This window comes from Dickeya parazeae Ech586 (assembly GCF_000025065.1).
GTDB lineage: Bacteria > Pseudomonadota > Gammaproteobacteria > Enterobacterales > Enterobacteriaceae > Dickeya > Dickeya zeae.
The window spans coordinates 1,064,955-1,079,188 of the sequence record NC_013592.1 but is presented as its reverse complement, the minus strand read 5'-3'; the positions used below and the strand labels follow the sequence as shown (position 1 = coordinate 1,079,188).

The window sequence follows — 14,234 nt, the reverse complement described above, 5'->3', positions numbered from 1 at the left end:
TATTTTATATATGGCAAAAGTGACGGCAATACGTTTACATATCAACTGGTTTGCGGCAATTTGCTGCTGCCCGGCAATTTCCAGGGAACGTCACCAGAACCCGCGCCCAATAACTGCTGTATTTTCTCGTACACTTCCGCTGCCGACATGCCGCTATATAAGCCCTGGCTATAATAACCAAACTCAGCTGCACTCGCTGGCGCACGCACGCCACTCAGACTGGGATCCGTAGATGAAATACGTTTCCCGGTAAATACATTATAACTTTCACTTTGACCATCAGGATATTTCACGACAGACACCAGCACGCCGCCATACAGCGGGATACCGGTCATCCGCAATGAGCGCTCCACGGAGGATTCATTTTGCTGTTTCTGTAATTTTTCTTTAGCTAAACGCTCATCCAGTGATGATACACTATGATCACGCGTGTCGGTCACATCGCTAGAATTATTATCCTGGAACTGATTATTTTGCGAATCATTTGTTTTCCCTGTTTTCAGGGAAACAGATTGATTAGCGCCGAGAGTATCGGTGCTGTCGCTTGAGTTACTATTCGCAACATAAGTCTGCTGTGGATAGGAAGACGATGTAATGTTTTGACTCTGAATGCCTGATATAACCACGATATCACTCCTTTTTTCTAACGAAAACATGCCTCTAAGGGCACTGATTTACTACCGCGACGTAACACCAACACACCGAAAAAAACAACATACCTGCCGAAGCATGTATCAAACAGGCGGCTTAACAGATTTACATCTGTTATACGTCGAGTGGTATTGACCTTCCGTCACTCACGTTATTTAGGGTAGTGCCGCCTAAAACTATCAGGAAATAGAAAGAGTGGTTTACAAACCACACGGCGCCGTCTCATTTTTCGCACCGCGTGAACGAAATAGAAAAGACAGATCCACTCCTAAAATATATCGGCCATTTTATTTTTTCATTAATACGAAAAAAGCATAAAAACGCTCAGGAAACGAGCACATCAGAAATATTTAGCCATGACTGTAAAGAGAAACCTGACAGTTTCTTAGCATTTCAGCACGTTGTCATGTTTCCGTCATCTGCGGCTGTTACCGTGACGATAGCCTATTTTCCCAGAAAGACAAGACAATGAGCGCCTTACCGCCACAGGAACATCGGTTACATTTCGTTTCCTTTCCAAGCGCACGCGACTTGTGTATCACCACGCCGGATGTCTCTCCCTCCACCGATAACGCCACTGTATTGCAGCTGTTCGGCCGCCACAAAGACCTGGTTAGCCTGCCAGTCGTGGAAGACGGACGCCCGTTTGGCCTGATCAACCGCCATAGTTTCCTGTCGCAAATGGCACGGCCTTATTACCGTGAACTGTATGACCGAAAAAGCTGCATCGCGTTTATGGATAAAACGCCGCTTATCGTCGAGGCCTCAGCCTCGCTGAGCGATGTCGCGGACAAGGCGGTCATCAGCGGTGATCGCTTTCTGGCTGACGGCTTCATTATTACCGAAAACGGCCACTACCTTGGTATCGGCCTGGGTATCGATTTGTTCCGCATCGTGTCGGACACCCATGTGCGCCAGCACCAGCAGATTGTCCAAAGCATAGAGTACGCCAGCGTCATTCAAGGGGCGATGCTGACCCCATTCCGTCAAACACTGGAAGCCACCTTGCAGGATTGGTGTCTGGTGTGGGAACCGCGCGACTGCGTCGGGGGAGACTGCTATGCCTTCCGGCGATATGAACAGGGCTGGCTGGCCGTGCTTACCGATTGCACCGGGCATGGCGTACCGGGTGCCTTTATGACATTGATATTCAATTCAGCGCTGGAACAGGCACTGGCGCAATACCGCCCGGACCAGACGGGGCAATTGCTAGGCAGCATCAATCGATACATCAAAGACACATTGGGCCAAAAGAGCAGCTATCAGGGACAGATGTCCGCTTCCGATGATGGGTGCGACGCGCTGGTGGTCTACGTGAATACCACTGAACAGACCCTTAACTGGGCCAGCGCGCGTATGACGGCATTCTTGACCGATGCGCAAAGCGGTGACCTGCTGACGCTTGATAGCGACCGGATGGGCGTGGGTTATACCAACACGCCATATGACTACAGTTGGCCAGCGTTTCAGCGCCCGTTATCCGCGCAGGATCTGTTCTTTGCCGCCACCGATGGTTTACTCGACCAGATAGGCGGCGAACGGCAGATTAAATTCGGCAAACGTCGCCTGCAAAATCTGCTTCAACGCCTCGGGGAATTGCCGATGAGCCAGCTTGCCACTCAACTCTTACAACACCATCGCGCCTGGCAGGGGACGCAGGCACGACGAGACGATCTTACATTTTGGGGCTTCAGGCACCATGAACACGCTTAACCAGGTAAAACCGGAACATGTCTGAAACGAAGTACGCTGAATTCTTTGACCTCACCCAACAGCAGGATATCGCGCTGTACTATGTGGGGTACTTTTCACAAAACATTATCTGCTCGCTAGCGGAAACGGTGCGATTGCAACTGGAAAAAAGCCGGGTGCCACCCAGCGTGCGCCGTAAACTGTTTTCCAGTTTTGTGGAAATGGTGCAAAACATCATTCATTATTCTGCCTCAGCACTGACGACGGAAGAGCAAACCAATGAAATCCGTCATGGCTCGGTGTGTATCGGCGTTGAAGCGGGGAAATACTTTTTACTGAGCGCCAATCGGGTATACCCGGCAGATGCGGAGATACTGCGCCAGCGGCTGGAACCGCTGTGTACGATGACACTTGATGAAATCAGACTTGCCTATAAGACCTCGCTGCGTGAAGACATTCCGGCTTCCAGCAAAGGGGCGGATATCGGTCTGTTGACCGTGGCCCGCGACGCCAGCGAGCCACTGCAGTTCACCTTTCATAGCGACGACGCCACCGGGCTCTCCACGTTTTATCTGAAGGCGGTGATTTAACCATGACAGACATAATAACAACGAACAATCTCCATATTACCGGCACAGCCAGCACGCCGACGGTGGATTTTCGCTTTGATACACATCAGCTCTCACTTTCCGGCGAGTCTTACCCGGAAAACGCAGCAGCATTTTATGGCCCGCTGATTGAACAGGTACAACACTACCTGCAAGCGTGTCTTGCCGCACTCCCCTCCTCACCAACGCGCATTGACGTGCATGTATCGCTGCCCTACTTCAATAGCTCCAGCACCAAGATGCTTTTTAGCCTGTTCAATATTCTCGACAAGGCCGCCCAGCAGCAGCTTCCTATCGCATTGCACTGGTACTACGACCAGGACGATGACATCGCCGAGGAGTTTGGGCAGGAGCTGCATATCGACTTTTCTGCACTCGAATTCCACCCTCACATTCTGGAGTAACGGCATGAGTAGCTACGAACTGTTCACCCCCGAATATGACATCCTGCTGTCGGCGCGTAATATCGCCGCCCAGGCCGACATGCCAGCGGAGGTGTATCGGGAAAGCCTGATTATGCTGGCAGAACACTACCAACGTCTGGTACGTGAAACCCACCGGCTGATCACCCGTAGCGATCGGGCGGAGCGCGAGCTGACCCGCCTGAATACCCAATTGCATCAGTTGGCGGTGGAACTGGAGTACAAGGCCACCCATGACCCGCTGACCGACGTATTCAACCGCAGCGCGATCATCGACCTGGTCGATCACGCACTGGAGCAGGATCAGGCCGCATTGATCGTGCTGGATATCGACCATTTCAAACAGGTCAACGACGCCTACGGCCACCCAACCGGTGATGCCGTCATCTGCTCTCTGATTGCTCGTATTCGTGATGTATTACAAGGAAAAGGCAGTATTGGCCGCGTCGGCGGCGAGGAGTTCACCATCCTGCTGGATGGCTACACGCTGATGGCAGCGGTGGATATCGCCGAGCATATCCACGCCAGTCTGAATCACACACCGCTGGAACCGCTGCCTGACCATCAGGTCACCGCCAGCTTCGGCGTCAGTTGGGCGCCGCCACACACCGGATTCGATACCCTGTACGGCACGGCCGATGCCGCGTTATACCGGGCCAAACACCAGGGCCGTAACCGGGTGGACTATATACCGATCGATACTGCCAGCTAACTCACGGGTAGCCCACCGTACCTCACCGTAATATCCCACACTATGTCGGGCAGTACGCCCCGCCCGATAAGGCGGGGAACGGCTTAGTTTTTCTTCACAAACTCAGATTTCAGCTTCATTGCGCCAAAACCCTCGATCTTACAATCGATGTTGTGATCACCTTCCACCAGACGAATCCCTTTCACCCGGGTGCCGATTTTCAATGTCGATGAGCTTCCTTTAACCTTGAGATCCTTGATGACGGTAACGGTGTCGCCATCTGCCAGCAGGTTACCGTTGGCGTCACGTACCACCAGGCCTTCCTCCTGTGCCCCCGCGTCACCCTCCATCGACCATACGTGTCCGCACTCCGGGCAATTCAGCATTGCGTCATCCTGCCAGGTGTATTCAGACTGACATTTAGGGCAAGCAGGCAACTGTTGCATAATAATCCTCATTAATACCAAATAAGTTTGATAAATTTTAAATATATCAATACATAATGAATCTCGTGTTTATTATTTTATAGCCTTTTACTCAACACTGTCAGCAAAAAGAGCCGGACAAACCGATATTCGTTCGCCATTTTCATCAAAGTCACTCAATTTATTCACTTTTCTCGCCACCGCAACGCGCCGTGAAAGACATGGGTCATTCGTTATCTTTTCCTTACATCTGTGGAGCAAACTTCAGTTTAATAAAACAATAAGTTGGGTACACTGAACACTTCTCATTACAATAACTGGCATGGATAACACCCTGTGGAAATCGCATCCCCACTCAAAAACCCCACCTTTCTGTGCTTTTGGTTAGGACAAATTGCTTCCTCTTTTGCGTTTCAGATGCTGGTGGTCGGGATTGGCTGGCAAATGTATGACCTGACCAACAGCGCGCTGAATTTGGGTCTGGTCGGGCTGGCGCAGTTCCTGCCCCAGTTGGCGCTGACATTGGTTGCCGGTCATGCTATCGATCAGTACAACCGCCGGGTAATTATCCTTTGTTGCCGTCTGTTGATGGCGGCCACGATACTGGTGTTGGTGCTGGGCAACATTACCCACACCATCAGCGCCACCATGATTTATGCGTGTTCCGCGCTGCTGGGGGCGACACGAGCCTTCGAAATGCCAGCCACCCAAGCGCTATTGCCGAATCTGATCGCCCCCAACCAGTTGTCTCGTGCCGTGGCGTTGATGGCCTCGGCCCGTGAAGCGACGGTGATCGTCGGCCCGGCACTCGGCGGGTTGATTTACCTCATCGGGGCCACCACGCTGTATACCGCCAGCGTAGCCTGCTTTCTGATGTCATTTCTGGTGTTGCTCAATCTGCGCTATGAGTACAAAGCACCGGCTCGCACACCGGCCAATCTGGAAACGCTGTTCGGCGGCATGAATTTTATCCGCCGTAATCCGGTGATTCTGGGGTCTATCTCGCTGGACATGTTTGCCGTATTGCTGGGTGGCGCTACCGCGCTACTGCCTATCGTCGCCAAAGATATCCTGCACACCGGCCCGTGGGGATTAGGGTTACTGCGCTGCGCGCCCGCGCTTGGCGCCGTGCTGATGTCGGTTTACCTGACCCGACGCCCGCTGACCCGTCACGTCGGAAAAATCATGTTTTCCGCCGTCGCGATGTTTGGCATCGCCACCATCGCCTTTGGCCTGTCCACCAATCTGTTTGTGTCGTTGCTCGCCCTGCTATTGTTGGGCGCATCCGACATGATAAGCGTCGTCATCCGTTCAACGCTGGTGCAACTGGAAACGCCGGACGAGATGCGTGGCCGGGTGAGTGCCGCTAACTCCATCTTTATCGGCACATCGAATCAACTGGGGGAATTCGAATCCGGCGTGACGGCGGCCTGGCTGGGGGTCGTGCCGGCTATCGTCGTCGGGGGGATTGGCACCTTGCTGGTCGTCGCGCTGTGGATGAAATGCTTCCCGACACTCGCTCAGCGCCAAACGCTTGAGGCCGGAGAAAATGCCTAGTCCTGGTTGACTGTCACCACTCCTGGTAGCAAAGCGATGACCGCAGCGACACGGGTATTTCTGGATCTGCGGGTAGTGCGAACCCGTCATCTTGATGACGATGGGGGCAGTACAGCAGTCTACCGACAGGACGGAGCACCGTCGTGATGGATAGCTGGGATGAATAGCAAAAGATGAATAGCAAAAAAGGTGACAGACTCAGGACACCACAACGTTAAAACCTGTGTCAGACTCCCTTTTTGTAGATCATCCTGACACAGTAAAGTGGGTAACCAGGCAATACCCAACCCGCGAAGGGCCTCCTGTAACAGTGCAGTCGGTTTGGTAGGGGTGAAAATACGCTGCCCGCCCGTTACTGCGCCGGATGGCCGTAGTAAGCCGTGAAACTGGCTTTGGCCAGCAGTGAAAGTAAAAATTTCTCATCGCGCACATTGCCATCGCCTTCTTTCTTGCCCCTCACAGATTATGCCGTTTTCGCCAAACCCGATAATCCACTGAGTATCAAATATAATGAAAAACCAGATAGCCATTTCAGAATATGACCTAATAAAAATAACGGACCTAAATAAAAAGCATGTTCAACCTGAAAAATCCATCCAACAAATAATCCCTTGACGTAATTACATCACCATAAACGCCAATAGAATGAATAAAATTCAGCTACCTCCACTTTTAACAGAACGAAATATAATCATGATAATTATTTAATATGATATTTCAGTGAAATATTTAATTCCAAAATAATTTAAAATCAAAAGTTATTATTTTTTATAAAGAAGAGATTAACTTCTGATCTTATGCCCAGAAAAGGCATAAACACTCCATTAACCATATAAAAACCAAGTGAACGGAATTTTACTCCAAATTAAACAACATTATTTAACATCATTGACACAATTATTCATTGTGCATAATATTTGTCACGCAGAATAAACATGCTCTGCGTAATTCAAAAATCGATGTGCAACTATAAGGAAAGTGATATGGATAAGGCTCAAGAATTAGAGTTGGCTGTTGCTGAACTGAATGCAGAAAATGCTGAAGCAGAAAATGAAATTCTGCTGGATGTCACTTGCACTGTTTCTAACAAAGAGTGGCAAGAGTAAGAAAAAGTGGCCGCAATGCGGCCACCTTTCCTTAATTTATTATCTAAACATGACATCAAAATCACACCTCACTTTCAACAATCGAAAGGTATTTATTTATGAACAACATAGTCGATGGAATTGACGGTATCCGTTCAATATCTGTAGATGAGTTGAAAGACAACACTGGTTTTCTTTTGATTGATGTAAGAGAAAGCCATGAATATCTTGATGGTACTATTCCCCAGGCACTTACTATAGGTCGTGGTTTTTTAGAAATAGAGCTAAAGAAGAGAAAAATAGAATTAGATAAACCAATAGTCCTCTTTTGTGCCAGCGGTTTACGTTCCCGGTATGCAGCATTAAATTTAATGCTACTTAATTACTCTAACATTTATTCCCTTCAAGGTGGTTTTGAAGCCTGGAAAGCACAGGGAAATCCCATCGAGTATCCACTGAGTCTGAGCGAAAATGATAAAAAGCGTTATGCAAGACATCTGTCTCTGCAAGATATCGGTACCGATGGCCAGTTAAAAATCATGCAAGCGAAGGTACTGGTTATTGGAGCGGGTGGTCTTGGCTCATCATGCCTGCTATATCTCGCGGCGGCCGGTGTTGGTGAAATTGCAGTCGTCGATCATGACATTGTCGATCTAAGCAATTTGCAACGACAGGTTATTCATAACGAAAAAATGCTTAAAAAGAAAAAGGTTGATTCTGCATTGCATACACTGCGGGCTCTAAATTCAGAAATCACAGTAAATACTATCGATGAACGAATCACACCAGAAAATGTTGATGGATTAGTAGACGGTTACGATATCATCGTCGATTGCACAGATAACTTTAACGCCCGGTATATTATTAATGATTCAGCCGTCAAAGCCGGGAAGCCCGTAGTCTCTGCGGCTGTGTTTCGCTATTCAGGGCAAGTTATGACACGTTCTAATAACCAGGCCCCCTGTTATCGTTGTGTCTATCCTGAAGCCCCTCCAGCAGAACTTGCCCCATCCTGCACAGAAAATGGTGTTATTGGTGTTATCCCTGGAATGCTCGGGATATATCAAGCAAATGAAGTACTAAAGATTATTCTTGGGATTGGTGATTGTTTGAATGGAAAATTATTAAAAATAGACATGCTTAACAATCAACATCAGTTATTGACTACAAAAAAACGCCCTGGATGCCAATGCCATAATCATTAATGGAGCCGCACAACAATGATTGAGATATCACTGCCCGAATCATTAAAAATCACGAGCAAGATAAAAACGGAAGCGAAAAGCATTAATGAAGTTTTACTTGAAATCAGGAACATACATCCAGAGGCATTCAAATTAATAGCCATTGAGAAAGATGAAAGCTGTAAGTTAAAACCTTTCATTACCCTTTTCATTAACAGCACAATGTCAGTTGATAGTAATCCAGCCCTAGCCGATGGCGATCATTTGACATTCGAAGTCGCTATTTCTGGAGGTTAATCTTGGACGCGAAAAAGTTACAGAAAGCCTATGTATCAATGCTATATAGTGACCGCTATCGGATGAAGGATGCAGATAAAGAATATCAATATCTTGCTCAAACCATGGACAGCAAAAGACTGCTCGTTGAACGAGCGGCAAGACAGCGTAACTTGCGAACAGTGCTTTATTCAGATATGCATTTTTCCCCACGTTTTTTTAGCAAAGAACAGTTTCTTTCTCTGGTAATAGCCTATTGTGAGTCTGACAGTTTTTGGAACTGGAATAGCCGAACCCTTATCGAAAGCTTTTGCTCATTTGTTGTTGAAAAGTCCGATTTGACTGAAGAAGAGAAAACGATATTCCTGATTGACGGCATTTACTCTGGCATATCAACAAACTCAAAAAATTCACCATGGCAATCGGATATAAATCATATTACCGGTAAATTCATAACTGAAGAAATCATTCTCGATAAATATTTTTCATTATCATCATTGAGCAAAGCAGTTCATCTTTCCGATATCAAATTCGAGAATAAAACAGCGTGTTTACGATTGCACAATGAAAATGGGAAGGTAGCAATTTCACTTAAGGAAACAGCATGAGCTCACTTGTAGGATTAGGTATTGATTATACCCACAGCTATGGTCATAAATTAAGTGAGTTATTGCTATTATCTCAAAAGGGTATTAGTCATCTATCCGTTGTCGCTATTCCAGACATTGTGGTAGCCAAAGCATTTCGCCAGAGCTTTATCGATTATCCCATCATTCACCATTTTTCAGGTATGGAGCCTGCAGGAATTGATGGGTTAAGACCTGATGTACTGGAACATCAGAATGACATCAGTAATGCGTTAAACGCAGCATGGTGTCTGGAAGATATTGGTATCTGGAATATTGGGCCTTATAACCTCCCCTATTTCGCAGCGCCGGTACTTTGTGAACCAGTCCTCACCATGGCAATCGACGGGGTCAATCGCATCCAACAAGTCTCCAGCATTCCATTTAGTGCTGAAATACCTTCTTTCAGTATTGCTGCTGGTGATATGACATTAGGTGAGTTCTTTCATCGACTGGTTGACTCTACCCGGTGTGGTGTCGTCCTGGATATCAGCCATGTATTTTCTTATGCCATCTATTGTGGTCTTAAACCGGAAGATGTCCTGAATAGTTTGCCACTTCACGCTGTCAATGAAATTCATATTGCCGGAGGCAGCGTTCACCCTACACATCACTGGCGATATCGTGACACTCACTCAGAAAAAATTGTTGATGGCGTTTTCCCGCTGCTAGAACAGGCACTAGAAAAGTGTACCAACCTTAAGGCTGTCACCTATGAATTAGGCGTAGGCATCTCATCTGAAGTCATCGTGGCAGATTTGGCAAATATAGAAAATTCCTGTCAAAGAATGAACTTCACCCCTTCATTTTGACTTTAAAAATATAACAACACTGGTTGATGAGGCAATGTATGGACATTAACAATACGAATATCCTTCTATTTGATAGTGCAATAAAAAATGAAATCGCACGATTGGCTGAAGTATCGAATAAAGAGATATTGAACCCTCACACCGTCAAAATCGCCAGTTTATTAACCAGTTATCTTTTTTCTTACTCTGGGGAGGATTTCTCCCGTATTATTTCTGCCAGCTACCTTGATGCTTTCTCCCAAGGTTACGACAGCGTAAGACATCGTGCCGCTAAGCAATTTGGACACTGCCATATTGAAGCTCACGCGTATTCTTCTGCTGAAACTGAATTTTCTCATTCACTGCATGCGACGTTGTCCACGTTTTCCGACAGCGCTGAAAAGCCTTATATCCTGGCATCAGTAGGCCATGATGTTGGGCGTCAGCGTTTTCCTGGTTCTTCACCAGAGGTGATCGGTGTCGCCTTATTGTTAACAAACAATACGATCCCAGGGAAAACGCCCGTCGGTAATGGCAATATAGAGTTTATCGTTAGAGAGTTTGACTACCCAACCCGTAATCACACGGGCGAGACCGATTCGGTAAAAGGAACGTCTGCTGCTGTTGTTTACCTCGCGGGGCTGGCAGCCAATCTACGCGACAGTCTTATAAAATCGAGAAGTCCGCACGATCACCTTGCGTTGCACGCCGGTATGATATCGCTCAGTGAGAACTATCACGGGTTGTACTTATTTACAAATGAGCCACTTTCTCACCTGATGCCGCATTGTTGGCATCTGAATGTAGAGAGATCGACGCACATAGAACTCAGGCTCACATTGCCCCAGGCAAACACTGGAGTAAAAATTGGTCTGGTCGCCAGTTTTCAGGGAAGCATCGCACGCACCACCCAACTGACGGCAATCATCGATGGCCAGAAGATTGTCGGAGAAAACGGAACACTGCTCATTTCGCCAGATAAACTAAGTCGTACCAACGAACAGACGCTCTATCTTCAGGCTGACGGACTGTTCGATCGGATCACCGTTGCTTCTCAAGCGAGCATCACCGCAGACATTACATCCTCAGTCCCCCTTATTAGACCTGATGATGATGTGATTGTCGGTATTTCCGCCAGCCATGACGCATCAGCATGCCTGATGGTCAACGGTAAAATTCGTTATGGTATTCAGCTAGAGCGCCTAACACGGATTAAACATGATGGCAGAAGCATCCTCGATAGTACCCTTGCTGTCGATTACTGCCTTTCAGCGGCTGGTTTGACTTATCATGATGTGAATTGCTTTGCCTATAATATCCAGTCTGCGACGCCCGAATACATCGGCCTTAATCAGCCAGTCCATGCAGCTGATTTCACGCTGTTTGATCCGTTTTCTGCCAACGCAGTATTTGCCAGTCATCATCTATGCCATGCCTTTGCAGCCTGGTCTGGTTCAGGATTCGACCAAGGTAATGCGTTGGTCGTTGATGGTTCAGGTGGCACCGTCGTGGGTTGCGACGATCTTCTGTGCAGCGGCGAAGAGTTTGCCGCGTACCTCAATGCTGGCCTAAGCGGCATTAAGCCACAGTTACATGTCGTATCGCACTATGCTTTTGATCAGCAGGGTTATCGATTGGTCAATAGGGAATACAGCCCATCGTTTAATATAAGAAACGGCAGTTTTTCCCTTGGAGAAGCCTATGCGTCGGTAAGTCAGTTCGTCTTTAACTCCTGGCAGGCCTCCGGTAAGTTGATGGGATTAGCACCGTATGGCACCCCCGAGTATGCGGATGAAATCGCTATTGAAACACCTTCGGGCATCTCATATGGCTATTCGTGGAAGCAAAAATTCACTGAAAAGAAATCTAATCCTATGGATTATGCCAATCTGGCCGCATCGGTACAGGCAGTGTTGGAAAAAGGCATATTTTCTCGCCTCGAGCGTTACCAGATTACAAATAGCACGCCGTTGGTCATGACTGGTGGAATAGCCTTAAATTCCGTTGTTAATTTCAAAGTCCGTCATCACCTTAAATTAAAAAATTTCTATCTATTCCCAGCACAGCACGATGCCGGTATTTCAATCGGAGCAGCCAGCGCCGCTTATTATAAAAGGCATGGAAGAATCCTGAACGATGCGTTTAGCCACGACTATCTGGGTAAAGTGTACCATTACCGGGACATTGCTTTTGCCACTAACCGCTTTGCCGACAGAATAACCGTTACGCCGATTGACACTACCGCATTAGCAGAACGATTAAACGCCGGACAAATCATTGGGTATTTTTCCTGCAGTAAAGGTTCTGAATTTGGCCCACGCGCCCTTGGCGCTCGTTCATTGTTGGCAAGCCCATGTTCTATCGATACCTGGAAGTTTATAAACAAATGGGTGAAATTCCGTGAAGACTTCCGCCCTTTTGCTCCAATGGTCGCCGCTGAACACCTTAGCCATTATTTTGACGGGGATGGTGAACATAAATATATGCTCGAAGTACTGCCAGTGAAGCAGGCATATCGGGACAAACTCGCAGCAGTCACCCATGTTGATGGTACGGCGCGGGTACAAACAGTCTCAGAGCATGACAATAGCGAAATCCATACATTGTTGAATGCTTTTGGCAAACTCTCTGGTTTTCCCGTTCTACTCAATACTTCATTCAATGTGCGCGGGCAGCCAATCGTTGAAGAACCACAGCAAGCAATAGAGATGTTGCTTTCAACACATATTGATGCCGTCGTCTTTGGTGACCATATCGTTGAACTTCGCCAGTGGGAATTAGATGAAACAAACCTGCAAGGGTTGTTACGCCTTAGCCCTGGTTGCAAGCTACACAGTGCACTAGAAAAAAACGAAATAAAGTACTGGCTTACTCATGACTATCAGGGAAAGTCACAGTTAATTAGCGCACAACTTTATCATTCACTAACAGAGTTGGTCAGAACCCATAGTTTAGTCGATGCACAGAAAATCTATGCCGACCTTCCTTTAACAGTCAGAAAGCAGATAAACAAATATATTCAATTGAAATGTCTGAACCTTGCCCATGATTTTTTAACTGGGAGGAATGATTGTTGAAGACAGCACCCCATCCCGGTTTAAGACGTTATACCGAAAAAGAAGTATTAGCGCTTGCGCTACCATTGCGTAAACGTTTAGGTATTTCAAGACTCACGTCAGTTGGCGAGTTCATTAATCTTCCCGGAATATCTATCGTTAATGCGGTGAGAACTGAGATAAAAAGAGGTCAGATATCATCCACACAAGGTAAAGGTCGTAGCTTAACCGCAGCAACCTGCAGCGCATTAATGGAAGCGTATGAAAGGTACTGTGCTTGCTGGTGTGAGCACGCTATTTTTAACCATCAGGCAACCGAGGATGATAAAGAAACACTACAGCAATTAGGCTTTACGCCAGAGTGCGCCATTGAGCAATGGATAAAAGGGTATGAGTACCATACAGGCCGTGAACGGCTTATCCCGGCTATTGAGGTTCAATTTCCCTATCATGGTCCTGACAGACATCACTCTAATATACAGGCTCATACATCCGGACTGGCCTGCGGAGGAAGTCAGGAAGAGGCCATCTGTTTTGCGATCATGGAATCAATCGAGCGTAATACGACATCCTTGTTCTATAAAAACTGCTTGTCCCAGATATGTGCCGACTTTGTTGATCTCTCGACTATTTCCAGACAATCCACCATGACACTGTGGGAAAACCTTAACAATAAAGGGTACGAAAGCTTCGCGTTGCGTATACACGGCCCTTTGCCAACTTACTATGTGGCGCTGTATGACCCCGTCAGTATGGGGCCGAAATTTATGATTGCGGGTTCTGCCTCAGGTTTTACAGAGTCTGAAGCGCTGGACGCCGCGATGATGGAAGCGGTTCAGGGGTTGGTCGTAGCTCTACAGGCATCCCGAGAAGACCTAAATCGGCAGGAGAAGAAGTACCGTTCTCAGTCTCTGTTTGATACCTCTAAATTTAGCAAATTGAGGACGTTATTCCACAAACACTATGCTGGTGTCACGATGCCACCATCAGAGCGCCCTCCTGCCAACCTGACAGTGGCGACGCAATTTCTTACTGACGCTCTCAAAAAGCAAGGGCTAGACGATGTTTACATTGTGGATTTATCGCTAAACGACCTGCCTTTTCATACAGTTAAAGCCATTATTCCTGGCCTCTATGACTGGCATGTAAATCCAGGCCGAGTGGGGTAAC

14 protein-coding genes are annotated in these 14,234 nt (G+C 47.3%); 12 read left to right on the top strand and 2 right to left on the bottom strand.

All coding sequences use genetic code 11. From position 1 onward, the window contains the following. Window positions 1–41: 41 nt before the first annotated feature. Complete coding sequence (locus DD586_RS04875; RefSeq protein ID WP_012883705.1) at window positions 42–626, bottom strand: hypothetical protein; 585 nt, start codon at window positions 624–626, stop codon at window positions 42–44. Between the two features lie 493 nt (window positions 627–1,119). Between DD586_RS04875 and DD586_RS04870 the strand changes: the two genes are divergently transcribed. The 4 genes from DD586_RS04870 to DD586_RS04855 are packed head-to-tail and all read left to right on the top strand — an operon-like array spanning window position 1,120 to window position 4,085. Beyond that, a complete protein-coding gene (locus DD586_RS04870) occupies window positions 1,120–2,364 on the top strand; it encodes a SpoIIE family protein phosphatase (RefSeq protein ID WP_012883704.1) in 1,245 nt (414 codons plus the stop codon). 17 nt (window positions 2,365–2,381) lie between these two features. Then, the gene (locus tag DD586_RS04865; RefSeq protein WP_012883703.1) at window positions 2,382–2,933 is read left to right on the top strand and encodes a SiaB family protein kinase; all 552 of its coding nucleotides are present in this window, start codon (window positions 2,382–2,384) and stop codon (window positions 2,931–2,933) included. A 2-nt stretch (window positions 2,934–2,935) separates the two neighbouring features. Then, window positions 2,936–3,355 (top strand): DUF1987 domain-containing protein, encoded by a 420-nt coding sequence (locus DD586_RS04860; RefSeq protein WP_012883702.1) that lies wholly within the window; start codon window positions 2,936–2,938, stop codon window positions 3,353–3,355. A gap of 4 nt (window positions 3,356–3,359) precedes the next feature. Further along, entirely contained in the window at window positions 3,360–4,085 is a 726-nt protein-coding gene (locus DD586_RS04855) for a GGDEF domain-containing protein (protein WP_012883701.1), read from the top strand. Between the two features lie 83 nt (window positions 4,086–4,168). Here DD586_RS04855 and DD586_RS04850 read toward each other — a convergent pair whose 3' ends face one another. Then, window positions 4,169–4,510, bottom strand: a complete 342-nt coding sequence (locus DD586_RS04850) for a zinc ribbon domain-containing protein YjdM (RefSeq protein ID WP_012883700.1) — start codon at window positions 4,508–4,510, stop codon at window positions 4,169–4,171. A gap of 315 nt (window positions 4,511–4,825) precedes the next feature. Here DD586_RS04850 and DD586_RS04845 point away from each other — a divergent pair, with 315 nt between their 5' ends. The 8 genes from DD586_RS04845 (at window position 4,826) to DD586_RS04815 (ending at window position 14,233) form a co-directional block, all read left to right on the top strand. After that, window positions 4,826–6,046, top strand: coding sequence for an MFS transporter (locus DD586_RS04845; RefSeq protein WP_012883699.1), 1,221 nt, complete (start codon window positions 4,826–4,828; stop codon window positions 6,044–6,046). Between the two features lie 983 nt (window positions 6,047–7,029). After that, the gene (locus DD586_RS22350; RefSeq protein ID WP_012883698.1) at window positions 7,030–7,152 is read left to right on the top strand and encodes a hypothetical protein; all 123 of its coding nucleotides are present in this window, start codon (window positions 7,030–7,032) and stop codon (window positions 7,150–7,152) included. Window positions 7,153–7,250: 98 nt separating this feature from the next. Beyond that, on the top strand, window positions 7,251–8,336 hold the full coding sequence (moeB, locus tag DD586_RS04840) for a molybdopterin-synthase adenylyltransferase MoeB (protein WP_012883697.1): 1,086 nt from the start codon (window positions 7,251–7,253) through the stop codon (window positions 8,334–8,336). 15 nt (window positions 8,337–8,351) lie between these two features. Then, window positions 8,352–8,612, top strand: coding sequence for a ubiquitin family protein (locus DD586_RS04835; RefSeq protein ID WP_012883696.1), 261 nt, complete (start codon window positions 8,352–8,354; stop codon window positions 8,610–8,612). A 2-nt stretch (window positions 8,613–8,614) separates the two neighbouring features. Beyond that, window positions 8,615–9,199, top strand: coding sequence for a hypothetical protein (locus tag DD586_RS04830; RefSeq protein WP_012883695.1), 585 nt, complete (start codon window positions 8,615–8,617; stop codon window positions 9,197–9,199). After that, a complete protein-coding gene (locus tag DD586_RS04825; protein WP_012883694.1) occupies window positions 9,196–10,029 on the top strand; it encodes a multinuclear nonheme iron-dependent oxidase in 834 nt (277 codons plus the stop codon). The genes DD586_RS04830 and DD586_RS04825 overlap by 4 nt, the downstream gene beginning before the upstream one ends. A 38-nt stretch (window positions 10,030–10,067) precedes the next feature. After that, a complete protein-coding gene (locus tag DD586_RS04820; RefSeq protein ID WP_012883693.1) occupies window positions 10,068–13,085 on the top strand; it encodes a carbamoyltransferase C-terminal domain-containing protein in 3,018 nt (1,005 codons plus the stop codon). Further along, window positions 13,082–14,233, top strand: a complete 1,152-nt coding sequence (locus DD586_RS04815) for a YcaO-like family protein (protein ID WP_071818919.1) — start codon at window positions 13,082–13,084, stop codon at window positions 14,231–14,233. The genes DD586_RS04820 and DD586_RS04815 overlap by 4 nt, the downstream gene beginning before the upstream one ends. Window position 14,234 lies beyond the last annotated feature (1 nt).